This is a genomic window from Enterobacter sp. BNK-29, assembly GCF_048684785.1.
GTDB lineage: Bacteria > Pseudomonadota > Gammaproteobacteria > Enterobacterales > Enterobacteriaceae > Enterobacter > Enterobacter cloacae_M.
The window spans coordinates 2,426,194-2,449,468 of record NZ_JBLQTU010000001.1 but is presented as its reverse complement, the minus strand read 5'-3'; the positions used below and the strand labels follow the sequence as shown (position 1 = coordinate 2,449,468).

Below are 23,275 nucleotides of genomic sequence, written 5' to 3'. Positions count from 1 at the left end.
ATACAACAATTCAATATCAACTTGTTAATAAGCAAGGCAGGTCCTTATGTTTGGAGCAGAACTCGTCATCGTCTTGTTGGCGATTTATTTGGGAGCAAGACTCGGGGGTATCGGCATCGGTTTTGCCGGCGGTCTCGGGGTGCTCGTTCTTACCCTTATCTTTCAGATTAAACCCGGCGCAATCCCGTTCGACGTTATCGAAATCATCATGGCAGTTATTGCCGCTATCGCCGCCATGCAGGTGGCAGGCGGTATGGACTACCTGGTAAGCCTGGCGGAGCGTATGCTGCGCCGCCATCCAAAATACATTACCTTCCTTGCCCCGCTGGTGACCTGGTTTATGACCATTCTCGCCGGTACGGGCCACACCGCCTTCTCTACGCTGCCGGTGATTACCGAAGTGGCGAAAGAGCAGGGTATCCGTCCGTCTCGTCCGCTCTCTATTGCCGTCGTCGCGTCCCAGATTGCGATTACCGCCTCGCCGATTTCCGCTGCGGTGGTCTTCTTCGCCGGTATCCTTGAGCCGATGGGCGTGAGCTACCTGACGCTGCTGGCGATCTGTATCCCGGTGACGCTGATCGCGGTGATGATCACTGCCGTGCTGTGTAACTTCCTCGGCGCCGAACTGAAAGACGATCCGGTTTACCAGGAACGCCTTGCCAAGGGCGAAGTGAGACTGCGCGGCAGCCAGGTCTTCGAGCTGAAGCCGCACGCAAAACGCTCCGTGCTGCTGTTCCTGATCGGTATTGTCGCGGTGATGTTCTACGCGACCGCCATCAGCGACACCGTGGGCCTGATCCAGAACCCGGTCCTGCCGCGTAACGAAGCGATTGTGGTGTTTATGCTGACCATCGCGACGCTGATTAGCATCACCTGTAAAATTGATACCAGCGAAGTGCTGAACGCCAGCACCTTCAAATCCGGTATGAGCGCCTGCGTGTGCGTCCTCGGCGTAGCCTGGCTTGGTGATACCTTCGTGAAAGCGCACATCAGCGACATTCAGACCGTAGCAGGCGACCTGCTGCATAACTACCCGTGGCTGCTGGCGGTGGTGCTGTTCTTTGCCGCTACTCTGCTTTACTCCCAGGCGGCGACCACCAAAGCGTTGATGCCTGCGGCACTGATGCTGGGCGTTACGCCACTGACGGCGATTGCCTCTTTCGCGGCGGTTTCCGCCCTGTTCGTTCTGCCAACCTACCCAACCCTGCTGGCGGCGGTGGAGATGGACGACACCGGCTCAACACGTATCGGTAAGTATGTGTTTAACCACGCGTTCCTGATCCCGGGCGTGGTCGCCATTTCACTTTGCGTGATCCTCGGCTTTATCATTGGCGGCGTGGTGCTGTAAACGGTGAGTGGTTGTAAAAATAGTTAAAATCGGGCCGCTCTTCGGCCCGTTTCATTAATGACCAACCGCCTTGCGTGATATAGTGAAGCCTTTCGTGATGAGGAGGTCGACTTGTGAACACGCCTGATGCTGTTGTCGTACTGTGTACCGCCCCTGATGAAGCCTCTGCCCAGGATCTCGCCGCCAAAGTGCTGGCCGAAAAACTGGCAGCCTGCGTGACACTCCTCCCCGGTGCCACCTCCCTTTATTACTGGGAAGGCAAGCTGGAGCAAGAGTATGAAGTCCAGATGTTGCTCAAAACCAATCTGGCGAATCAGCAGGCTCTCCTGGACTGCCTCAAATCTCATCATCCTTACCAAACTCCGGAACTGCTGGTGCTGCCAGTGGTCCACGGCGATAACGACTATCTCTCATGGCTCAACGCTTCCTTACGCTGATCCTGCTGCTGTGCAGCACGTCAGCTTTTGCCGGGTTGTTTGACGCGCCCGGCCGTTCGAACTTTATTCCTGCCGACCAGGCGTTCGTTTTCGACTTTCAGCAAAACCAGCACGATCTCAGTCTTACCTGGCAGGTGAAAGAGGGCTATTACCTCTATCGCAAGCAGGTGAGCATTACTCCTGCCCAGGCAAACGTGGGTGCATTACAGTTGCCCGCTGGCGAGTGGCACGAGGACGAGTTCTACGGCAAGAGTGAAATCTACCGCCAGCGCTTAAGCGTGCCCGTGACGGTGAATCAGGCCGATAAAGGTGCAACGCTGACGGTGACCTACCAGGGGTGCGCGGACGCCGGATTCTGCTATCCGCCGGAAACGAAAGTCGTGCCACTTAGCGAAGTGAAAGCGACTGCTGCTGTAACGCCGGTCCCCTCGGTTGAGAAAACCAACGACAGCGCTGACCTTCCGTTCTCAGCGTTGTGGGCGTTACTGATTGGTATAGGCATTGCCTTTACGCCGTGCGTATTGCCGATGTATCCGCTCATCTCTGGCATCGTGCTGGGCGGCAAACAGCGTCTTTCTACCGCCCGCGCGCTGCTGCTGGCTTTTATATACGTGCAGGGAATGGCGCTAACCTACACGGCGCTCGGCCTCGTGGTTGCCGCTGCCGGGTTACAGTTCCAGGCCGCACTCCAGCACCCTTATGTTCTCATTGGCCTGTCAGCGGTGTTTATCCTGTTGGCGCTGTCAATGTTTGGCCTGTTCACGCTACAGCTGCCCTCCTCGCTGCAAACGCGCTTAACGCTGATGAGCAACCGTCAGCAGGGCGGCTCCGCAGGCGGCGTGTTCGCGATGGGTGCCATTGCCGGGCTGATATGCTCTCCCTGCACCACCGCGCCGCTGAGCGCCATCCTGCTCTATATCGCCCAGAGCGGTAACATGTGGCTCGGCGGCGGAACGTTGTACCTGTATGCCCTGGGCATGGGCCTGCCGCTGATTCTGGTCACGGTTTTCGGTAATCGACTTCTGCCGAAGAGCGGCCCGTGGATGGAGACGGTGAAAACCGCATTTGGCTTTGTCATCCTCGCGCTGCCGGTGTTCCTCCTTGAGCGTATCATCGGCGACGCCTGGGGTTTGCGCCTGTGGGCGATGCTCGGCGTAGCATTCTTTGCCTGGGCGTTTATTGTCAGCCTGGGGGCGAAGAAGCCATGGATGCGCCTGGTGCAAATCCTGCTGCTGGCTGCCGCGCTGGTGAGCGTACGCCCTCTGCAGGACTGGGCGTTCGGCACACCGGTGGGTCAGACGCAGGCGCATCTGAACTTCACCCAGATTAAAAACGTGGATGAACTTAACAGCGCTCTGGCAGAGGCGAAAGGCAAACCGGTGATGCTCGATCTCTATGCCGACTGGTGTGTCGCCTGCAAAGAGTTTGAAAAATATACTTTTAGCGATCCACAGGTGCAAAGCGCCCTGAAAGAGACCGTTTTGCTCCAGGCTAACGTGACCGCCAATAATGCGCAGGATAAGGCTCTGCTGAAGCAGCTTAACGTACTCGGGCTGCCAACCATTCTGTTCTTCAATCAACAGGGCCAGGAGCAGCCGGGGCAGCGTGTAACCGGGTTTATGGATGCTGCCGCATTTAGCGCGCATTTGCGTAATCGCCAACCGTAAACAACACTTTAAACGGGACAAACCGTTGGGAATAGCGGAGGAGATAACCGTGCAACGTGAAGACGTACTGGGACAAGCCCTGCAACTACTTGAGATTCAAGGGATCGCCAGCACCACGCTTGAGATGGTAGCCGACCGTATCGATTATCCTCTGGATGAACTTAAGCGCTTCTGGCCGGATAAAGAGGCGCTACTCTATGATGCCCTGCGCTATCTCAGCCAGCAGGTTGATATCTGGCGCAGGCAACTGATGCTGAATGAAGAACTGACCGCGGAGCAAAAGCTGCTGGCGCGCTATACCGCGCTGACGGAATGCGTCAGCAACAACCGCTACCCGGGTTGTCTGTTCATCGCCGCCTGCACTTATTTTCCCGACCCAGGCCATCCTATCCACCAGTTGGCGGAGCAGCAAAAACGGGCGGCGCATGACTTCACCCACGAGCTGCTGACCACTCTGGAAGTCGATGACCCTGCGATGGTGGCTAAACAGATGGAGCTGGTGCTGGAAGGTTGCCTCAGCCGCATGCTGGTGAACCGTAGCCAGGCAGATGTGGATACGGCGCACCGCCTGGCGGAAGATATTCTACGCTTTGCCCAATGCAGAATGGGTGGAGCGCTGACCTAAGCCAGCATGCCCGCCCAGGCGGAGACGAGCAGACACAGCGCCATCAGGCGCTGAAACCGCACCATCGCCACGGTGGTGCGAAAAATTCGGTTCACCGCTTTACCCAACCACGCCCAGCACATCAAACAGGCTATCGAGATCAGCAGAAACCATAGCGCCATTAGCGCAATATCCCGCAATTCATGGTTGCCAGCTGGGGCAAACAGGCTGACGACGGCCAGCGCCATCATCCAGGTTTTGGGGTTCACGATCTGCAGCAGCGCCGCCGCCCGAGCGGTAAATCGGATACGATTCTTAGCGGAGAGACGGGCAGCCGGGGCGCGAAACAGCTGCCAGCTCATCCAGCTTAGCCACAGCACGCCTGCCCAGCTCATTATCTGACGTATCAGAGGGTACTGACGCAGCACTTCCCCCGCGCCCGCGCCGGATACCAGCACAATCGCACTGGCTGCGATACACCCGCCCAGAATAGCAGGTACGGTATTTTTTACGCCAAAGTGCTGGCTGTTCGTCAGCACGAGAATATTGGTCGGCCCCGGCGTAATGGAGGCGACAAATGCGAACAACAGAAAGGGTATCAAACTCACAAGTGGCTCCTTTTTATTAGAGCCATGAATGTGCCGTTATTTTTTGGAAACGTCTGGAAGGTTTGTGCACAACCGTCGGTAGTGTGCAGGAGAGATGCGGTAAGCACGCTGAAACCAACGCCCCAGATGGCTTTGATCGGCAAATCCCACTGCGGCAGCCACATCAACGGGCTGGTCACCGCGCGCCAGCAGCTGTCTGGCCTTTGCCAGACGCAGCTGAATAAGCCATGCGTGTGGCGCCAGGTTGAACTCGCGCTTAAAACAGCGCGTCAGGGTAAAGCGATCTGTGCCCGTCTCGCGCGCAAGATCTGACAGCCCCACGTTCTCACCGATATGGGCATAGAGATAGTCGCGCGCACGATGCGCCACGGCAGCGCTTTGTAACTGCGACGGCAGTTTCTTACGCCAGTGGCAGTGGGCGGTGATCCGGGAGAGCAGATTATCCATTGTGCTCTGCTGAACGATTTTCATCTCGTCATTATGCAGGGTGGAGAATGTCTCACCGATAGCGCGCACCAGCTGCGGCTCCCTTGTCAGCGTTTGGGCAAAGTGGAGTGAATAACTCCCTGGAGTAGATTCGTAAAGCCCCTGTAGCGCACGGGTAAGCCAGCGCTCATCAAGATAGAAGGTCAAATAGGTAAAGCCGCCCTCTACAGGCGCATCACCGTCGTGGATCTCGCCAGGCTCGAGGAGAAATGCGTCGCCCGGCTGGCTACGATGACGCTCACGGCGGCAGTGAAACTGCTGCGTGCCAGAGAGGGTTATCCCTACCAGATAGCTATCGTGCCAGTGCGGATCAAAGGCATGCCCTTCGAAATGCGCTTTAATCGTCTCAATACCCGTATCTGCATGCTGACGCAGTTCAAGCCAGTCATTTGCCATACTGCCCTCCTCTTGCTATCAGCATTGCCGTATTACACTGGTTCTGTCTGGAAGATTTGTGCATTTTCACGGCGAAAGCGGACAGATTGCCGCAAACTTAAGCAGTTGAACAGCTTTTCCCGAAATAATGTTGACGATCGAGCGTGATTGCGGTTTAATGCGCTCCGTTGCCCGGATAGCTCAGTCGGTAGAGCAGGGGATTGAAAATCCCCGTGTCCTTGGTTCGATTCCGAGTCCGGGCACCACTATTTAAAGAACCCAGCCTATGGCTGGGTTTTTGCTTTTCTGCGTTTATACATCCCTTCTTTGTATTCCTGTTTCTCTTTGCCGTGGGATCGTGCGGTCTGCGTTGCCGGATGGCGGCTTTGCCTTATCCAGCCTACTAAAACGCAAGCGCAGCGCCACCGGACATTTTCCGGACGCAAAGCAAAAAACCCCGCACCTTTCGGTACGGGGTTTTTCTAATTGATGCCTGGCAGTTCCCTACTCTCACATGGGGAGACCCCACACTACCATCGGCGCTACGGCGTTTCACTTCTGAGTTCGGCATGGGGTCAGGTGGGACCACCGCGCTAAAGCCGCCAGGCAAATTCTGTTAATCTGTATCAGGCTGAAACTTGATTGTCTGTCTCTTCGCCGAAACAGCTTCGGCGTTGTAAGGTTAAGCCTCACGGTTCATTAGTATCGGTTAGCTCAACGCATCGCTGCGCTTACACACCCGACCTATCAACGTCGTAGTCTTCAACGTTCCTTCAGGACCCTTAAAGGGTCAGGGAGAACTCATCTCGGGGCAAGTTTCGTGCTTAGATGCTTTCAGCACTTATCTCTTCCGCATTTAGCTACCGGGCAGTGCCATTGGCATGACAACCCGAACACCAGTGATGCGTCCACTCCGGTCCTCTCGTACTAGGAGCAGCCCCCCTCAATTCTCCAGCGCCCACGGCAGATAGGGACCGAACTGTCTCACGACGTTCTAAACCCAGCTCGCGTACCACTTTAAATGGCGAACAGCCATACCCTTGGGACCTACTTCAGCCCCAGGATGTGATGAGCCGACATCGAGGTGCCAAACACCGCCGTCGATATGAACTCTTGGGCGGTATCAGCCTGTTATCCCCGGAGTACCTTTTATCCGTTGAGCGATGGCCCTTCCATTCAGAACCACCGGATCACTATGACCTGCTTTCGCACCTGCTCGAGCCGTCACTCTCGCAGTCAAGCTAGCTTATGCCATTGCACTAACCTCCTGATGTCCGACCAGGATTAGCTAACCTTCGTGCTCCTCCGTTACTCTTTGGGAGGAGACCGCCCCAGTCAAACTACCCACCAGACACTGTCCGCAACCCGGATTACGGGTCTACGTTAGAACACCAGCCATTAAAGGGTGGTATTTCAAGGATGGCTCCACGCAGACTGGCGTCCACGCTTCAAAGCCTCCCACCTATCCTACACATCAAGGACCAGTGTTCAGTGTCAAGCTATAGTAAAGGTTCACGGGGTCTTTCCGTCTTGCCGCGGGTACACTGCATCTTCACAGCGAGTTCAATTTCACTGAGTCTCGGGTGGAGACAGCCTGGCCATCATTACGCCATTCGTGCAGGTCGGAACTTACCCGACAAGGAATTTCGCTACCTTAGGACCGTTATAGTTACGGCCGCCGTTTACCGGGGCTTCGATCAAGAGCTTCGCGTTGCCGCTAACCCCATCAATTAACCTTCCGGCACCGGGCAGGCGTCACACCGTATACGTCCACTTTCGTGTTTGCACAGTGCTGTGTTTTTAATAAACAGTTGCAGCCAGCTGGTATCTTCGACTGATTTCAGCTCCACCCGCAGGGGCTTCACCTACATATCAGCGTGCCTTCTCCCGAAGTTACGGCACCATTTTGCCTAGTTCCTTCACCCGAGTTCTCTCAAGCGCCTTGGTATTCTCTACCTGACCACCTGTGTCGGTTTGGGGTACGATTTCGTGTTACCTGATGCTTAGAGGCTTTTCCTGGAAGCAGGGCATTTGTTACTTCAGCACCGTAGTGCCTCGTCATCACACCTCAGCGTTAATAAACGACCGGATTTACCTAATCGTTCCGCCTACATGCTTAAACCGGGACAACCGTCGCCCGGCTAACATAGCCTTCTCCGTCCCCCCTTCGCAGTAACACCAAGTACAGGAATATTAACCTGTTTCCCATCGACTACGCCTTTCGGCCTCGCCTTAGGGGTCGACTCACCCTGCCCCGATTAACGTTGGACAGGAACCCTTGGTCTTCCGGCGAGCGGGCTTTTCACCCGCTTTATCGTTACTTATGTCAGCATTCGCACTTCTGATACCTCCAGCATGCCTCACAGCACACCTTCAACGGCTTACAGAACGCTCCCCTACCCAACAACGCATAAGCGTCGCTGCCGCAGCTTCGGTGCATGGTTTAGCCCCGTTACATCTTCCGCGCAGGCCGACTCGACCAGTGAGCTATTACGCTTTCTTTAAATGATGGCTGCTTCTAAGCCAACATCCTGGCTGTCTGTGCCTTCCCACATCGTTTCCCACTTAACCATGACTTTGGGACCTTAGCTGGCGGTCTGGGTTGTTTCCCTCTTCACGACGGACGTTAGCACCCGCCGTGTGTCTCCCGTGATAACATTCTTCGGTATTCGTAGTTTGCATCGGGTTGGTAAGCCGGGATGGCCCCCTAGCCGAAACAGTGCTCTACCCCCGAAGATGAGTTCACGAGGCGCTACCTAAATAGCTTTCGGGGAGAACCAGCTATCTCCCGGTTTGATTGGCCTTTCACCCCCAGCCACAAGTCATCCGCTAATTTTTCAACATTAGTCGGTTCGGTCCTCCAGTTAGTGTTACCCAACCTTCAACCTGCCCATGGCTAGATCACCGGGTTTCGGGTCTATACCCTGCAACTTAACGCCCAGTTAAGACTCGGTTTCCCTTCGGCTCCCCTATACGGTTAACCTTGCTACAGAATATAAGTCGCTGACCCATTATACAAAAGGTACGCAGTCACACCACAAGGGTGCTCCCACTGCTTGTACGTACACGGTTTCAGGTTCTTTTTCACTCCCCTCGCCGGGGTTCTTTTCGCCTTTCCCTCACGGTACTGGTTCACTATCGGTCAGTCAGGAGTATTTAGCCTTGGAGGATGGTCCCCCCATATTCAGACAGGATACCACGTGTCCCGCCCTACTCTTCGAGTTCACAGCCTGTGTGCTTTCGTGTACGGGGCTGTCACCCTGTATCGCCGGACTTTCCAGACCGTTCCACTAACACACAAGCTGATTCAGACTCTGGGCTGCTCCCCGTTCGCTCGCCGCTACTGGGGGAATCTCGGTTGATTTCTTTTCCTCGGGGTACTTAGATGTTTCAGTTCCCCCGGTTCGCCTCGTTAACCTATGTATTCAGTTAACGATAGTGCAACGAATTGCACTGGGTTTCCCCATTCGGACATCGCCGGGTCAAAGGTTCATATCACCTCGCCGGCGCTTTTCGCAGATTAGCACGTCCTTCATCGCCTCTGACTGCCAGGGCATCCACCGTGTACGCTTAGTCGCTTAACCTCACAACCCGAAGATGTTTCTTTCGATTCACCATCGACTTGCGAAAATTTGAGAGACTCGAACACACCATTAAAGATGTGTCGTTTCAATTTTCAGCTTGATCCAGATTTTTAAAGAGCAAATATCTCAAACGTCACCCGAAGATGAGTTTTGAGATATGACGGCAGGTGACTTTCACTCACGAACCAGCAAGTGGCGTCCCCTAGGGGATTCGAACCCCTGTTACCGCCGTGAAAGGGCGGTGTCCTGGGCCTCTAGACGAAGGGGACGTGTAAGTCTCAATCGCAAGACGCCTTGCTATTTACTTTTCATCAGACAATCTGTGTGAGCACTGCAAAGGCAGGTTCTTTAAGGTAAGGAGGTGATCCAACCGCAGGTTCCCCTACGGTTACCTTGTTACGACTTCACCCCAGTCATGAATCACAAAGTGGTAAGCGCCCTCCCGAAGGTTAAGCTACCTACTTCTTTTGCAACCCACTCCCATGGTGTGACGGGCGGTGTGTACAAGGCCCGGGAACGTATTCACCGTAGCATTCTGATCTACGATTACTAGCGATTCCGACTTCATGGAGTCGAGTTGCAGACTCCAATCCGGACTACGACGCACTTTATGAGGTCCGCTTGCTCTCGCGAGGTCGCTTCTCTTTGTATGCGCCATTGTAGCACGTGTGTAGCCCTACTCGTAAGGGCCATGATGACTTGACGTCATCCCCACCTTCCTCCAGTTTATCACTGGCAGTCTCCTTTGAGTTCCCGGCCTAACCGCTGGCAACAAAGGATAAGGGTTGCGCTCGTTGCGGGACTTAACCCAACATTTCACAACACGAGCTGACGACAGCCATGCAGCACCTGTCTCAGAGTTCCCGAAGGCACCAATCCATCTCTGGAAAGTTCTCTGGATGTCAAGAGTAGGTAAGGTTCTTCGCGTTGCATCGAATTAAACCACATGCTCCACCGCTTGTGCGGGCCCCCGTCAATTCATTTGAGTTTTAACCTTGCGGCCGTACTCCCCAGGCGGTCGACTTAACGCGTTAGCTCCGGAAGCCACGCCTCAAGGGCACAACCTCCAAGTCGACATCGTTTACGGCGTGGACTACCAGGGTATCTAATCCTGTTTGCTCCCCACGCTTTCGCACCTGAGCGTCAGTCTTTGTCCAGGGGGCCGCCTTCGCCACCGGTATTCCTCCAGATCTCTACGCATTTCACCGCTACACCTGGAATTCTACCCCCCTCTACAAGACTCTAGCCTGCCAGTTTCGAATGCAGTTCCCAGGTTGAGCCCGGGGATTTCACATCCGACTTGACAGACCGCCTGCGTGCGCTTTACGCCCAGTAATTCCGATTAACGCTTGCACCCTCCGTATTACCGCGGCTGCTGGCACGGAGTTAGCCGGTGCTTCTTCTGCGGGTAACGTCAATTGCTGAGGTTATTAACCTCAACACCTTCCTCCCCGCTGAAAGTACTTTACAACCCGAAGGCCTTCTTCATACACGCGGCATGGCTGCATCAGGCTTGCGCCCATTGTGCAATATTCCCCACTGCTGCCTCCCGTAGGAGTCTGGACCGTGTCTCAGTTCCAGTGTGGCTGGTCATCCTCTCAGACCAGCTAGGGATCGTCGCCTAGGTGAGCCGTTACCCCACCTACTAGCTAATCCCATCTGGGCACATCTGATGGCAAGAGGCCCGAAGGTCCCCCTCTTTGGTCTTGCGACGTTATGCGGTATTAGCTACCGTTTCCAGTAGTTATCCCCCTCCATCAGGCAGTTTCCCAGACATTACTCACCCGTCCGCCGCTCGTCACCCGGAGAGCAAGCTCTCCTGTGCTACCGCTCGACTTGCATGTGTTAGGCCTGCCGCCAGCGTTCAATCTGAGCCATGATCAAACTCTTCAATTTAAGTTTGATGCTCGTGAATTAAACTTCGTAATGAATTACGTATGTTCACTCAGAGACTTGGTATTCATTTATTGTCCGGAGACATTAAGAATCCATGTCACTTTGAGTGCCCACACAGATTGTCTGATAAATTGTTAAAGAGCAGTGCAACGCGGCTTTCGCTCACCGTTGCGAGGTGGCGTATATTACGCTTTCCTCTTTCAGAGTCAACCCGTTATTTCAGAATTTTTCTCTTCAACCGACCGGGTTGTTTGTGAAGTGATTCACATCCGCCGTGTCGATGGAGGCGCATTATAGGGAGTTCTCAGCTGGCCGCAACCGCTAAATGACAGAAAAATGACTGACTGCTGCATTCCACAGCAAAACCCCGCCTTATACCCTTTTATGCACAAAGTTATCCACAATCATGAGCGGATCGCGATGCGATCCCACGAATTGAGCGAGAAGATCAACTATACTAGCGGCAAATATTCTCCTCAGTGCAGGCCCACCCTCATGACCACACAACGCCTCGCCCGCGACTGGCGTCTCCCTACAGCAGGGGTGATGCTGCTGGCACTCCTCTTTGCCGGTTTTACCCTGCATGCGCACTGGAACGCCTTTATCCAGTGGTGTCTCGCCACGCAAATTACGCTGCACCGCTATCTGGTGATGTATCTGCTGCAGCTTAATAACCACCAGTACAGAGGCGGATTATGGCTGTTAACGGGGGCTTTCCTTTATGGTGTCCTTCACGCCATTGGACCCGGACACGGAAAGTTCATCGTGACGACCTATCTGACCACCAATAAGGAAAGCGAGCTGGCCGCCCGGGTCGTCCCCTTCCTGGGTAGCCTGATGCAGGGCGTCAGCGCCATTCTGTTTGTCTTTATTCTGGCGGTAGGGTTTAACCTCGCCTCCGGGGATATCAGTACCAGCCGCTGGTACGTGGAAAAGATAAGCGCAGTGCTTATTGGCGCATTCGGTGCTTTTGTCATTTATCAGGCGCTGAAGAGCCTGCGCCCGCGCAGGATGTCTATCTCCGCCATCAAGCCGCTTCATCAGCACGATGAACACTGTGGCTGCGGCCATCACGGCGTAGGTACAGACCTGACGCAGGGCGACTGGAAAACCCGTCTGGGCGTGATTCTGGCAATTGGCGCACGCCCGTGCAGCGGGGCGATCATGATTCTGATGTTTTCGAACGCGCTGGGCATTGTCACCTGGGGAGTGGCCGCGGTCATGACCATGTCTTTGGGCACCGCACTTTCTATTGTGGGGCTTTCCCTGGCTGTACGTTACGCCCGCGAGCGCACGGTGACCTGGTTCGGAGAAAGCGCTTCATTAAGATGGCTGGTGCCAGCAGTCAAAATAGCCGGAGGGATAGTCCTGATCCTGTTTGCGACGGTGCTGTTCCTGACGGTGATCCCCGTCAGCGCCAATGGCGACTACATCGCTGCCGGATGCTAATAAAAGAAACCCGCCGTTGGCGGGTTTCTTTATTACTCGTTGATGCGTGGATGCTGGTCCACCAGTCGGGAGCGTTTTTTCTGCAGCTCTTCAATCTCTGCGTCAATGTCCTCAATCTTCTGCTCTACGTTATCGTAGTGCTCGCGCAGGATCTCTTTCGCTTCCTGGATGTCAGACGCCGCAGGCGTTGCGCCTTTCAGAGGGCGATTCGCCGTCTCCTTCATGGTAAGACCGGTAATCAAACCAATCACCGCAATCACCATCAGGTAATAAGCCGGCATCATCAGGTTCTGCGTGCTCTCGACCAGCGAGGCGGCAAGCGTCGGGGTCAGACCGGCAATCAGCACCGAGATGTTAAAGGCCGCGGCCAGCGCGCTGTAGCGAATATGCGTCGGGAACATCGCGGGCAACGTTGAGGCCATCACCCCGATAAAGCAGTTAAGGATCACCGCCAGCATCAGCAGACCGGCAAAAATCAGCCCCAGCACATCACTGTTAATCAGAATGAATGCCGGAATTGCCAGAGCAAACAGCGCAACGCTTCCCAGAATAATGAACGGTCGACGACCAAAACGGTCACTCAACAGGCCCATAATCGGCTGCACAAACAGCATACCCACCATGATGGCGATAATAATCAGCACACCGTGATCTTCCGAGTAGTGCAGGTTATGCGACAGATAGCTCGGCATGTAGGTCAACAGCATGTAGTAGGTCACGTTGGTCGAAATCACCAGACCAATACAGGTCAGCAGGCTGCGCCAGTGCTTAGTGGCAATCTCTTTAAACGACACCTTCGGACCATCCTGCAGCCCTTCGCGGTCACCCTGCTCAAGTTTATCGACGTGCTGCTGGAAGGCAGGCGTCTCTTCCAGCGCATGACGCAGGTAGAGACCAATTATCCCCAGCGGCAATGCCAGGAAGAACGGGATACGCCAGCCCCAGTCGAGGAAGTTATCTTCACCCACCACGGTTGAAATCAGCACGACTACGCCTGCGCCCATGACAAACCCGGCAATCGAGCCGAAGTCCAGCCAGCTTCCCATAAAACCGCGCTTACGGTCCGGGGAATACTCGGCGACGAAGATCGAGGCACCGGTATATTCACCGCCGACGGAGAAGCCCTGCGCCATCTTACAAATCAGCAGGAGAATGGGTGCCCAAATGCCGATGGTGGCGTAAGACGGTATAAGGCCGATACAGAATGTACTGATCGACATAATGACGATGGTGATGGCCAGGATCTTCTGACGACCATATTTATCGCCGAGCATACCGAAGAACAGACCGCCCAGCGGGCGAATCAGGAAGGGAACGGAGAACGTACCCAGTGCGGCAATCATCTGCAGGCTGGGATCGGCCCCGGGGAAAAACACTTTACCTAACGCATAGGCCACAAAGCCGTAGACACCAAAATCGAACCATTCCATCGCATTACCGAGCGAGGCTGCGGTAATCGCTTTACGCAGCTTTGCGTCATCAATAATGGTGACGTCGCGAAGCGTGATGGGTTTAATCTTTTTCCTTCTCAGCATAGCTATCCTCGTTGACTCGGCCCTGTCTGTTTCACAGTCCAGTTAGCGTTCTGTGAACCATGGGATCCGCTCCATGCGAATCGCCTTATTCAAGCGTAGCAGGTTTACTTACATTGACGTTTTACGTCGATACAACCGAACCTGTTGACGCCTGCCTGGGCAGTTAATGACCTTTTTACCCTACCAGCGTTTATATTTGTGATCAACTTCACACATATTTTCGCGTCTCGTCAACTCAGTCCAATTTTTGTCAAGGAGTGCAAATAAGTACTTCCTTACCCCACCTAAAGAGCATCCTCCCGGGCGTCATTATTTCTTTCTTAACGGAAAAACAAACCACGTTAATTCACATCAGGTTTACATAAATTTTCACCAACAGGAACCGGTCTCAGGTTTTACATTGAATATGTGACAAAGATAACTAAAACGATGTTTTATTTTCATTGAATCGTTATTCCAATGATCGCATCATAAATCTGAATTCAGCGTTTTATGTGTTTCAGAAAAAGGTTAATTGAGAGCACGCATTTAATTTTGTTGCAGGGATTTCGAAAAAACACCGCAAGCAATACGAGCAATCGATTGAATTTATTGACTAATTTATAACACCTATCACCCGTCCTGCGGGATCCGATGTGAGGTTTGTCTATGAAGATTAAAGCCACGATAGAACGTATACCCGGCGGCATGATGCTGGTTCCGCTGGTGCTGGGCGCCATCCTGAATACTCTTGCTCCCGATACCGGAGCCTATTTCGGTGGTTTCACAAAAGGCATGATAACAGGCACGGTTCCCATTCTTGCCGTCTGGTTTTTTTGTATCGGCGCATCCATTAATTTGCGGGCAACGGGGACAGTATTACGGAAATCCGGAACGCTGGTGATAACCAAAATAGCGGTAGCCTGGGCGGTGGCAATGATATGCGCGATGTTCATTCCGGAGAATGGAATTCAGACCGGGTTCTTTGCGGGTTTATCGGTCCTGGCGATTGTCTCGGCGATGGATATGACCAACGGCGGATTGTACGCCAGCCTGATGAACCAGTACGGAACGAAAGAAGAGTCCGGCGCATTTGTGTTGATGTCTCTGGAGTCCGGCCCATTGATGACGATGCTGATCCTGGGGTCTGCTGGCCTGGCCTCGTTTGAACCCCACCACTTTGTCGGCGCAATCCTGCCCTTCCTGGTCGGTTTCGCCCTTGGCAATCTCGACCGCGATCTGCGTGATTTCTTCAGCAAAGCCACGCCGGTGCTAATCCCGTTCTTCGGTTTCGCACTGGGGAACACCATCAACCTGAAGGTCATTCTCGATACCGGCCTGCTGGGCATTGTGCTGGGTGTCGCCGTGATCGTCATCACCGGTATTCCGCTGATTATTGCCGACCGCGTAATCGGAGGAGGAAACGGCACGGCCGGCGTCGCCGCCTCTTCAGCCGCGGGGGCTGCTGTTGCAAACCCGGTGATTATCGCCCAAATTAACCCGGCCTTCGAACCGGTCGTCGCTTCAGCGACGGCGCTGGTTGCCGCGAGCGTGATTGTCACCGCGATTCTGGTGCCCATCATCACCGCGCTGTACGCGAAACGCTACGCAAGTGCCCCCGAGCAGGATATCGAAAGAAAAGCGGTAGAACTCCGCCATTAACACACCGCATCAGGCCATCCCCTCTCCCCTACGGGGAGAGGGTTAGGGTGAGGGGTAAGGGATTTACCCAAAAATCTCTTCCACCATCCCGTCCACAAGCCGTTTTGCCGAACAGAGCCTTGGCATACCCAGCGCGACGGTCTGCCAGTTTTGCGTCACTGACCAGCTCACCGGATGTTGATCCGCCTGACACCAGTCCCCCAGCCAGCCCAGCATGTCTTTATGATCGATTAAACCCGGAGAGGCCGGCGTTGTCAGCCACTGGTGATAGAAATGGCGGGTCGTGGGGGACGCATTGATGCCCTGTGCCAGATAGTTAGCCGCCATGCTGCGCAGGTTATCCTTAAGCATTGCCGCCACATCTTCATTCGCGAGGCGGCATGCGTCACCAAATGCCCCCCAGCGCAGCTCTTCCAGGACGATAAAACAACGCCCGGCCAATGACCAGCCATCATAATGCCCGGCCCGCCAGCGGGTAAAAATCTGCTCGCTGTGCTCACCCGCCTGCACCGTCAGCCCGCGCTGGGTTAGCGCCTTCTCTTTATAGGCGGCGCGTTGGGTAAAATGAGAGGCGAGTTCAGCGTACTGCTGCATCAGCCCCGGGGACTGCTGGGCGCGCGGGTGAGTCTGCTGGCGCAAAGCAATCATTTTCTCTGCCATCAGCGTCAGCGCGAGATGACCCGGGTCAAGCATGCCGGCCAGTTTTTCCGCCAGCCCCAGGCGCAGCGCTGCATTTTCATTGAGCATACCCGCCATCGCCCAGGGGCGTAGCCGGGTATGCGTCATGATTTCCTGAGTCAAACGCTCACGAAACTGAAGCTGTTGTGGTCCCAGGTGAGGATGACGCGCCGCGTCCACTCCCTGCACCAGATCGACCATAAATTTTGGATTAATACACTCCAGCGTTCGCCCGGGACCGTCCAGTAGTGGTGTTGTCATGGTTGCTCTGCCGCGAATAGAGTTTGAATATCATCGCGTAACAGTCGGGTATCTTCCTGTATCCACGTCGCAGTCGTAATACTCTGCTTCAACAGCTGGCAGAGCGCTCGGGTTGAATGCTCATTCTGTTGACGTACTGCGAGGCTATCACGCAAGCTTTCCTGTAACCCGGTCAGGCACAGCGAAAATTCTGCAAAGAACGTCGCCATTCCTGCCGTAACAGAGACATCGACCTGCGCGGACAAAGCTTTACGTATTTGTTCACAAAACAGCTCAATATGTTGCTTAAATTTGTCATGTAGCTGCGCAATATCGATAACATATCGCGCGCGCGTTTCCACATACTCATCCCAGCCCCAGCCCGGATTATTGAGCCAGCGAGAGACCGTTTCTCGCATACTGCTCCCGCCTGATGACGGGCCTGCCTGGCTGTCATCCTGCGCTATCGCATCGTTAAACAGCGCCCGCGTGTTGAAGTTGAGCTGGTGAGCCTGAAACGCCGGGAAACTGATTCGCGCCCGAAAACCCGCATGGCTCAGATGCTCTTTAATACGCGTTTCGATGGGGCGCATGGCTTCGTTCAGGGAACGCGCCAGCGTAGATTCAAGCTGGTCGAAGCGTAACGCCAGCTCCCGGCAGATTTTCGTCTGTGCATCCAGCATCACCCGTTCGCAGGAGGAGCGGATTTTACTTAGCGCGATCTGCGCCTGCCCTTCATCGTCCAGAACCAGCTGCTTCAGCTCGTCACCGTGAGGGTTCTGCCGATCGATGCCAGCCAAATCAAGAATATGCTGAGCGCTGAACACCTCGCCAATCGCCTGGTTAAGCGCGGTTTTTTGCGCTCCCATAAAGTCCGCTGTAGCGTTCAGCGCCTCCTCAACTTCATGTTTCACCTCATCGCTCACCACGCTCTGACGCGTCTGGAGAAGCGCCATATCCTCTTCCAGACGTGCGATATTCAGTTCCAGCGCCTCAAAGGCAACCGTCAGCCCCTGATAGCGGAAGTCGAGGTACTCCCGGGCATTTTGTGCGTAGTTGAGCAGCTTGTGCGAGGCCGAACGCAGCGCGTATAGCGAGGCGTTGGCATAGGCGGCGTAGATCAGCTTGCGTATCGGTTGTTCGAAAAGCGAATCTTCCCAGAGTAAATCGGCAGCATGACGAATATGGTCGATATCGTCCAGGTCCGCCGTACGCCAGCGCCGCCCAAGCGCCGCTTCGGCAAAGTCCTGCACCCAGGGTTGCTCCTGATGATCCGGCAGTTGTCCGTGGTTACTCATCTCGTAGCGAGCGCGGTTTGCCAGATAGGCCCACATGGACGAAACGGGGTAGATCTGGCCAGGCGAAATATTGCCTTTCATTAAGGTGCCGGAGATCATCGCCCGGATCTGCTCTTCATCGTCGCTATTGCGATCTTTCTGATCGAACTTATTGACCAGGGCATACAGCGGCACGGATTTTCCCGCCGCGGAAATGGCCTGGCGGACTTCTTCATCAGAGATGGATTTAAGCTGGGTATAATCCATCACGGCCAGCACCGCCGACGCGCGGGACAACTGCTCGCTGAGCATTTTTTGCAGATGCGGCTGTCCGGCCTCATTCGGCCCGGGCGTATCGAGCAGCGTCAGCTGTCCGAGGTGAGCATCCAGACCCGCAAGATGCACGAACTCCACTTCAATCACCGGAATATGTTCGATGGCGGCATATTCAGAGAAGGGAAACTCCACCCCTAACGCCTGGGAAAGCCTCACCAGATCGTTGAGGCTTTTCAGACAATGAAATATCGGCTGCGCGCCCAGGTGATGCTTTTCAAAAGCTTCTCCTTTTTCAATGCGCTCCAGCAGCGTATTCATGTCTTTATCAATTTCCAGATGCTGAGCCAGCTTTCCGCGATCGTAATCGCATAGCTTTTTCTGTAGCAGTTGGATCAATTCATCAATGGGCGAGGCATGTGAGAAATGCAGCACCGGCTCCTTCTGGCCCGGCGTGTGGCGAATCAGGGTAGGAAGCGCCGTCATCGGACGATTGCGGTTCGGCAATACTTCGGTCCCCACAATCGCATTAATGGTGGTCGATTTCCCCGCTTTCATGGTGCCCACAATAGCCAGCACCATTTCCAGCCGGGTTATTTTTCGTAATTCATTATTCAGCATCGCCTGCTGCGCTTCGACACCGCGCGCGCTAAAATGCAAAGGTAAAACGTTGTTCTTTTCACCCGTAATAGCAGCCGCGGTGCTCTCCAGCATCGCAGTCGGCATTGATTTCAACGTATCAAGGTTTTGCAGGGCGAGCTGTAACAAACGCTCAGCTTCCTGGCTTAATTCAAAAATGGTCTGTGTGTGCATGATAAAAGCCTTTCCTTAACGCAAATTTATTACTTTTATTAAGCCACTGGTATTAATTATGTTGTTCAGGCTTATATGATCACGTGTGGAAAACATGTTCGCCGAAATATAACTGATTGATGATAATCAGAAATAATTCGCTATCCTTGCATGGCGTGTATAGCTCCCCTCCTGGCCTGACGGCCAAAGGAAAAAAGCGTAGCCCAATTTTAAGAAACTTCAGGATATATCATCATTATTTACCCACCTAAAAAGAGAGGTAATACGCCCCTGCCAAAAGATATGGATGGCAGCGAAGTCAGGAGATAAATAACAATGTGTCGCTTCACCTTATCCGAAATGAAGGAGCGTAGCAATTTGCTGCAATAAAATATTCGATATATTTAGCGTCATTTCTTCCCACCGTGTTAATGAGGTAAGCATCGCTTAACTGACTGACAGGAAGTGTCACTCCCGATACGCTTTTTGCATTTTTTTAATTCACAATGTCACCGACAAACGTGTGGATTTGCGCTATACTTGCCGCCTTTTTCGGCACGCTGCCGTCATTTAGCTGGCACTTTCCAGCGCGTTTACACTTTTTTGAGGATACCGATATGTCACTCCCACACTGCCCAAAATGCAATTCTGAATACACCTATGAAGATAATGGCATGTTCATCTGCCCGGAATGCGCTCACGAATGGAATGATGCCGAACCATCACACGATGCTGATGCACTTGTCGTAAAAGATGCGAACGGCAATCTGCTGGCGGACGGCGACAGCGTAACCGTGATTAAAGATCTGAAAGTGAAAGGCAGTTCTTCCATGCTGAAGATCGGCACCAAAGTGAAGAATATCCGTCTGGTTGAAGGCGATCATAATATCGACTGCAAAATTGACGGCTTCGGTCCGATGAAGCTGAAATCAGAGTTCGTGAAAAAGAACTGATTTACCCGCCCGGTGGCGCTTCGCTTACCGGGTTTTCGGGAACTACACTTAACGAGCTTTTCTTACGTGAGGTAAAGATTATGCCGTTAAGTCCCTACATCTCGTTCGCCGGCAACTGTGCAGAAGCCACTTCTTTCTACCAGCAAGCCGTCGGCGCAGAGCTTCTCTATAAAATCACCTTCGGCGAAATGCCAAAAAGCGATAACAGCGAAGAAGGCTGTCCGTCCGGTATGCAATTTCCGGATTCGGCTATCGCTCACTCCAATGTCCGCATTGCGGGCAGCGATATCATGATGAGCGACGGGATGCCGCCGGGCAGCAACGCGCAGTACGCGGGCTTCACGCTGGTACTCGACACTCAGGACGTTAATGAAGGCAAGCGCTGGTTCGACAACCTCGCCGCGGGCGGGAATATCGAAATGGCCTGGCAGGAAACCTTCTGGGCACACGGTTTCGGTAAAGTCACCGATAAATACGGCGTGCCGTGGATGATTAACGTCGTTAAGCAGCAACAAACGCCTTAGGCCGGATAAGCGCAGCGCAGCCGGCAACAGCGCCCGGTGGCGCTGCGCTGACCGGGCCTACGGTGATTGTCATCGAATTCCCCTCAACTCTTCAAACTCCCGCAACCCAGACTTAACCCAAATGTCACATTGATGCGCCAGCATGAGGCCACATTTATCGTGAGGCCCAGCACATGCAAACCGTCATCCGCGTCGAGAAACTGAGCAAGACCTTCAATCATAATAAGGCTCTGCATGCCGTTGATCTGACCGTCCAGCAGGGCGAAATGGTGGCGCTGCTGGGGCCATCCGGTTCCGGTAAATCCACCCTTTTGCGTCATTTAAGCGGTCTTATCACCTGCGATAAAACGCCGGAAAGCCACGTCGAGCTGCTGGGCAATACCGTGCAGCGCGCGGGGCGTCTCGCCAGCGATATCCGCAAGAGCCGCGCCCAGACGGGCTACATCTTCCAGCAGTTCAACCTGGTGAACCGCCTGACGGTGCTGGAGAACGTGCTGATTGGCGCGCTCGGCAGCACCCCGTTCTGGCGCACCTGTCTGCGCTGGTTCTCCCCTTCCCAGAAGCAGGAAGCCTTACAGGCGCTGACCCGCGTCGGCATGGCGCATTTCGCCCATCAGCGCGTCTCCACCCTGTCCGGTGGACAACAGCAGCGCGTCGCCATTGCCCGCGCCCTGATGCAAAAAGCGCAAATCATTCTCGCAGACGAACCCATTGCCTCGCTGGACCCGGAGTCCGCCCGCATCGTGATGGAAACTCTGCGCGACATTAACCAGAACGACGGCATCACCGTGGTGGTCACGCTGCATCAGGTGGATTACGCCCTGCGCTACTGCGAACGCATTGTCGCCCTGCGTCAGGGACATGTGTTCTTTGATGGCGCGAGCCATCAGTTTGATAACGAACGTTTTGACCATCTCTACCGCAGCATTAACCGCGTCGAAGAGAACGCGCAGGCTGCTTAATTAAACCCGATCCGAGGAAAGTACATGAGCTACAAAGCCGTTGCCGCGCTGGCCTTTACCAGCATGTTCAGCCTCAGCACCCTGTTAAGCCCGGCGTATGCACAAGAGCAGGAAAAAGCGCTGAACTTCGGCATTATTTCGACGGAATCACAGCAGAACCTGAAGCCTCAGTGGGAACCGTTCCTGAAAGATATGGAAACTAAGCTGGGGATCAAAGTGAACGCCTTCTTCGCCCCGGACTACGCGGGGATCATCCAGGGGATGCGCTTTAATAAAGTGGACATCGCCTGGTACGGCAACCTCTCCGCCATGGAAGCGGTGGATCGCGCGAACGGCCAGGTGTTTGCCCAGACCGTCGCGGCAGATGGCTCCCCGGGCTACTGGAGCGTGCTGATCGTGAATAAAGACAGCCCGATCAACAACCTCAACGACATGCTCGCCAAGCGCAAAGAGCTGACCTTCGGCAACGGCGACCCGAACTCGACCTCCGGCTACCTTGTCCCCGGCTACTACGTCTTCGCCAAAAACAACGCCTCCGCCAGCGACTTCAAGCGCACGGTGAACGCCAGCCACGAAACCAACGCTCTGGCCGTGGCCAACAAGCAGGTGGATGTTGCTACCAACAACACCGAGAACCTCGACAAGCTGAAAACTTCCGCGCCGGACAAGCTGAAGGAAATCAAAGTCATCTGGAAATCGCCGCTGATCCCGGGCGACCCGATCGTGTGGCGTAAAAACCTGTCCGAAAGCACCAAGGACAAGGTGTACGACTTCTTTATGACCTATGGCAAAACGCCGGAAGAGAAAGCGGTTCTGGCGCGCCTGGGCTGGGCACCGTTCCGCCCGTCAAGCGACCTGCAGCTGGTCCCGATTCGCCAGCTGGCGCTGTTTAAAGAGATGCAGGGCGTGAAGGACAACAAAGGGCTGAAGGACGAAGAGAAGACCAGCAAAGTCTCTGAAATTCAGGCCCAGCTGGACGATCTCGACCGCCTGACCGCCGCGCTCGGTGCAATGACCAGCGTGAATAAAGCAGTGCAGTAGTGCCTTTCTCCCTCTCCCCGTGGGAGAGGGCCGGGGTGAGGGCATCAGCGCGCACATTTCCCCCTCACCCTAACCCTCTCCCTCAAGGGAGAGGGGACTAAGCCCAAAGGAGCCAACATGCAAACCATCACCCTCCCGCCGCCGAAGCGCAGCTGGTTCTCGCTCATAAGCTGGGCCATCCTGCTGGCGGTGCTGGTTATCTCCTGGAAGGGCGCGGAAATGGATCCGCTGCTGCTCTTCAAGGACGCGGGCAACATGGCGACCTTCGCCGCCGACTTCTTTCCGCCGGACTTCAGCCAGTGGCAGGATTACCTCAGCGAAATGGCGGTCACCCTGCAAATCGCCGTCTGGGGCACCGCCCTTGCCGTCGTTCTCTCCATTCCCTTTGGCCTGATGAGCGCCGAAAACATCGTGCCGTGGTGGATATACCAGCCGATGCGTCGCCTGATGGACGCCTGTCGCGCTATCAATGAAATGGTCTTTGCGATGCTGTTCGTGGTCGCCGTTGGCCTGGGCCCGTTTGCCGGCGTGATGGCACTGTTCATCCACACCACCGGCGTGCTCTCCAAGCTGCTTTCAGAAGCGGTCGAAGCCATTGAGCCCGGCCCGGTGGAAGGCATCCGCGCAACGGGCGCCAACAAAATCGAAGAGATCCTTTACGGCGTCCTGCCGCAGGTTATGCCGCTCCTGATTTCCTACTCCCTGTACCGCTTTGAGTCCAACGTCCGCTCCGCCACCGTGGTCGGCATGGTGGGCGCAGGCGGGATTGGCGTCACCCTGTGGGAAGCGATTCGCGGTTTTCAGTTCCAGCAAACCTGCGCCCTGATGGTGCTCATCATCGTCACCGTCAGCCTGCTGGATTTCCTCTCTCAACGTTTGCGTAAGCACTTCATCTGAGAAGCGAG

Annotated in this window: 16 protein-coding genes, 2 tRNA genes and 3 rRNA genes; 12 read left to right on the top strand and 9 right to left on the bottom strand. The window is 54.6% G+C overall.

Going from position 1 to position 23,275, the window contains the following annotated elements; genetic code table 11:
* Positions 1-46 precede the first annotated feature (46 nt).
* The 4 genes from ACMGGX_RS11695 (at position 47) to ACMGGX_RS11680 (ending at position 4,077) form a co-directional block, all read left to right on the top strand.
* A complete protein-coding gene (locus ACMGGX_RS11695) occupies positions 47-1,348 on the top strand; it encodes an anaerobic C4-dicarboxylate transporter (protein ID WP_023334226.1) in 1,302 nt (433 codons plus the stop codon).
* A 113-nt stretch (positions 1,349-1,461) separates the two neighbouring features.
* On the top strand, positions 1,462-1,785 hold the full coding sequence (gene cutA, locus ACMGGX_RS11690; protein WP_014168278.1) for a divalent cation tolerance protein CutA: 324 nt from the start codon (positions 1,462-1,464) through the stop codon (positions 1,783-1,785).
* Positions 1,761-3,452: a protein-disulfide reductase DsbD gene (locus tag ACMGGX_RS11685; protein WP_325760274.1), complete on the top strand. Its 1,692-nt coding sequence runs from the start codon at positions 1,761-1,763 to the stop codon at positions 3,450-3,452. Before cutA ends, ACMGGX_RS11685 begins: the two co-directional genes overlap by 25 nt.
* Positions 3,453-3,501: 49 nt before the next feature.
* Complete coding sequence (locus tag ACMGGX_RS11680; RefSeq protein ID WP_023310110.1) at positions 3,502-4,077, top strand: transcriptional regulator; 576 nt, start codon at positions 3,502-3,504, stop codon at positions 4,075-4,077.
* Here ACMGGX_RS11680 and ACMGGX_RS11675 read toward each other — a convergent pair.
* Together ACMGGX_RS11675 and ACMGGX_RS11670 are read right to left on the bottom strand one after the other, a co-directional pair.
* Positions 4,074-4,664, bottom strand: a complete 591-nt coding sequence (locus ACMGGX_RS11675; protein WP_420298388.1) for a LysE family translocator — start codon at positions 4,662-4,664, stop codon at positions 4,074-4,076. The genes ACMGGX_RS11680 and ACMGGX_RS11675 overlap by 4 nt on opposite strands.
* Positions 4,665-4,700: 36 nt before the next feature.
* Positions 4,701-5,546 carry an AraC family transcriptional regulator gene (locus tag ACMGGX_RS11670; protein ID WP_059445176.1) on the bottom strand — a complete coding sequence of 282 codons (846 nt, stop codon included), beginning with the start codon at positions 5,544-5,546 and terminating at the stop codon, positions 4,701-4,703.
* Positions 5,547-5,715: 169 nt separating this feature from the next.
* Here ACMGGX_RS11670 and ACMGGX_RS11665 point away from each other — a divergent pair.
* Positions 5,716-5,791 (top strand) — tRNA-Phe (locus tag ACMGGX_RS11665).
* A gap of 225 nt (positions 5,792-6,016) precedes the next feature.
* Here ACMGGX_RS11665 and rrf read toward each other — a convergent pair.
* The 4 genes from rrf to ACMGGX_RS11645 form a co-directional block, all read right to left on the bottom strand.
* Positions 6,017-6,132, bottom strand: a 5S ribosomal RNA gene (rrf, locus tag ACMGGX_RS11660).
* Positions 6,133-6,203: 71 nt separating this feature from the next.
* Positions 6,204-9,109: ribosomal RNA gene (locus ACMGGX_RS11655) — 23S ribosomal RNA — on the bottom strand.
* 193 nt (positions 9,110-9,302) lie between these two features.
* A tRNA-Glu gene (locus tag ACMGGX_RS11650) sits at positions 9,303-9,378 on the bottom strand.
* 85 nt (positions 9,379-9,463) lie between these two features.
* A 16S ribosomal RNA gene (locus tag ACMGGX_RS11645) occupies positions 9,464-11,005 on the bottom strand.
* Together the 16S, 23S and 5S rRNA genes with 1 tRNA gene alongside form the textbook arrangement of a ribosomal RNA operon.
* A 495-nt stretch (positions 11,006-11,500) precedes the next feature.
* On the opposite strand from ACMGGX_RS11645, the gene ACMGGX_RS11640 reads away from it, so the two are divergent.
* Positions 11,501-12,454, top strand: a complete 954-nt coding sequence (locus tag ACMGGX_RS11640; protein ID WP_181594235.1) for a nickel/cobalt transporter — start codon at positions 11,501-11,503, stop codon at positions 12,452-12,454.
* Between the two features lie 32 nt (positions 12,455-12,486).
* On the opposite strand, the gene proP is transcribed toward ACMGGX_RS11640, so the two are convergent.
* Entirely contained in the window at positions 12,487-13,989 is a 1,503-nt protein-coding gene (gene proP / locus ACMGGX_RS11635) for a glycine betaine/L-proline transporter ProP (protein WP_047653062.1), read from the bottom strand.
* A gap of 648 nt (positions 13,990-14,637) precedes the next feature.
* Here proP and kdgT point away from each other — a divergent pair.
* Positions 14,638-15,630: a 2-keto-3-deoxygluconate transporter gene (gene kdgT, locus ACMGGX_RS11630; protein WP_420298387.1), complete on the top strand. Its 993-nt coding sequence runs from the start codon at positions 14,638-14,640 to the stop codon at positions 15,628-15,630.
* Between the two features lie 63 nt (positions 15,631-15,693).
* Here kdgT and ACMGGX_RS11625 read toward each other — a convergent pair whose 3' ends face one another.
* A complete protein-coding gene (locus ACMGGX_RS11625) occupies positions 15,694-16,569 on the bottom strand; it encodes a diguanylate cyclase regulator RdcB family protein (protein ID WP_181594234.1) in 876 nt (291 codons plus the stop codon).
* Positions 16,566-18,911, bottom strand: coding sequence for a clamp-binding protein CrfC (crfC, locus tag ACMGGX_RS11620; RefSeq protein ID WP_420298386.1), 2,346 nt, complete (start codon positions 18,909-18,911; stop codon positions 16,566-16,568). Before crfC ends, ACMGGX_RS11625 begins: the two co-directional genes overlap by 4 nt.
* 596 nt (positions 18,912-19,507) lie before the next feature.
* Here crfC and ACMGGX_RS11615 point away from each other — a divergent pair.
* From ACMGGX_RS11615 to phnE, 5 genes are all read left to right on the top strand, one after another.
* On the top strand, positions 19,508-19,843 hold the full coding sequence (locus ACMGGX_RS11615) for a zinc ribbon domain-containing protein YjdM (RefSeq protein ID WP_023310096.1): 336 nt from the start codon (positions 19,508-19,510) through the stop codon (positions 19,841-19,843).
* 80 nt (positions 19,844-19,923) lie between these two features.
* Entirely contained in the window at positions 19,924-20,367 is a 444-nt protein-coding gene (gene yjdN, locus ACMGGX_RS11610) for a VOC family metalloprotein YjdN (protein WP_045355279.1), read from the top strand.
* A gap of 173 nt (positions 20,368-20,540) precedes the next feature.
* Positions 20,541-21,329, top strand: a complete 789-nt coding sequence (phnC, locus tag ACMGGX_RS11605; protein ID WP_023334215.1) for a phosphonate ABC transporter ATP-binding protein — start codon at positions 20,541-20,543, stop codon at positions 21,327-21,329.
* A 24-nt stretch (positions 21,330-21,353) separates the two neighbouring features.
* The gene (gene phnD / locus ACMGGX_RS11600; RefSeq protein WP_420298385.1) at positions 21,354-22,370 is read left to right on the top strand and encodes a phosphonate ABC transporter substrate-binding protein; all 1,017 of its coding nucleotides are present in this window, start codon (positions 21,354-21,356) and stop codon (positions 22,368-22,370) included.
* 117 nt (positions 22,371-22,487) lie between these two features.
* Positions 22,488-23,267, top strand: coding sequence for a phosphonate ABC transporter, permease protein PhnE (gene phnE, locus ACMGGX_RS11595; RefSeq protein ID WP_023310092.1), 780 nt, complete (start codon positions 22,488-22,490; stop codon positions 23,265-23,267).
* The last annotated feature ends 8 nt before the right edge of the window (positions 23,268-23,275 follow it).

Bases quoted from the DNA above. Each gene is read 5' to 3' on its own strand.
- ACMGGX_RS11695 (WP_023334226.1), top strand. From the start codon at position 47: ATGTTTGGAGCAGAACTCGTCATCGTCTTGTTGGCGATTTATTTGGGA.
- ACMGGX_RS11685 (WP_325760274.1), top strand. From the start codon at position 1,761: ATGGCTCAACGCTTCCTTACGCTGATCCTGCTGCTGTGCAGCACGTCA.
- ACMGGX_RS11670 (WP_059445176.1), bottom strand. From the start codon at position 5,546: ATGGCAAATGACTGGCTTGAACTGCGTCAGCATGCAGATACGGGTATT.
- ACMGGX_RS11640 (WP_181594235.1), top strand. From the start codon at position 11,501: ATGACCACACAACGCCTCGCCCGCGACTGGCGTCTCCCTACAGCAGGG.
- proP (WP_047653062.1), bottom strand. From the start codon at position 13,989: ATGCTGAGAAGGAAAAAGATTAAACCCATCACGCTTCGCGACGTCACC.
- kdgT (WP_420298387.1), top strand. From the start codon at position 14,638: ATGAAGATTAAAGCCACGATAGAACGTATACCCGGCGGCATGATGCTG.
- ACMGGX_RS11625 (WP_181594234.1), bottom strand. From the start codon at position 16,569: ATGACAACACCACTACTGGACGGTCCCGGGCGAACGCTGGAGTGTATT.
- crfC (WP_420298386.1), bottom strand. From the start codon at position 18,911: ATGCACACACAGACCATTTTTGAATTAAGCCAGGAAGCTGAGCGTTTG.
- ACMGGX_RS11615 (WP_023310096.1), top strand. From the start codon at position 19,508: ATGTCACTCCCACACTGCCCAAAATGCAATTCTGAATACACCTATGAA.
- yjdN (WP_045355279.1), top strand. From the start codon at position 19,924: ATGCCGTTAAGTCCCTACATCTCGTTCGCCGGCAACTGTGCAGAAGCC.
- phnC (WP_023334215.1), top strand. From the start codon at position 20,541: ATGCAAACCGTCATCCGCGTCGAGAAACTGAGCAAGACCTTCAATCAT.
- phnD (WP_420298385.1), top strand. From the start codon at position 21,354: ATGAGCTACAAAGCCGTTGCCGCGCTGGCCTTTACCAGCATGTTCAGC.
- phnE (WP_023310092.1), top strand. From the start codon at position 22,488: ATGCAAACCATCACCCTCCCGCCGCCGAAGCGCAGCTGGTTCTCGCTC.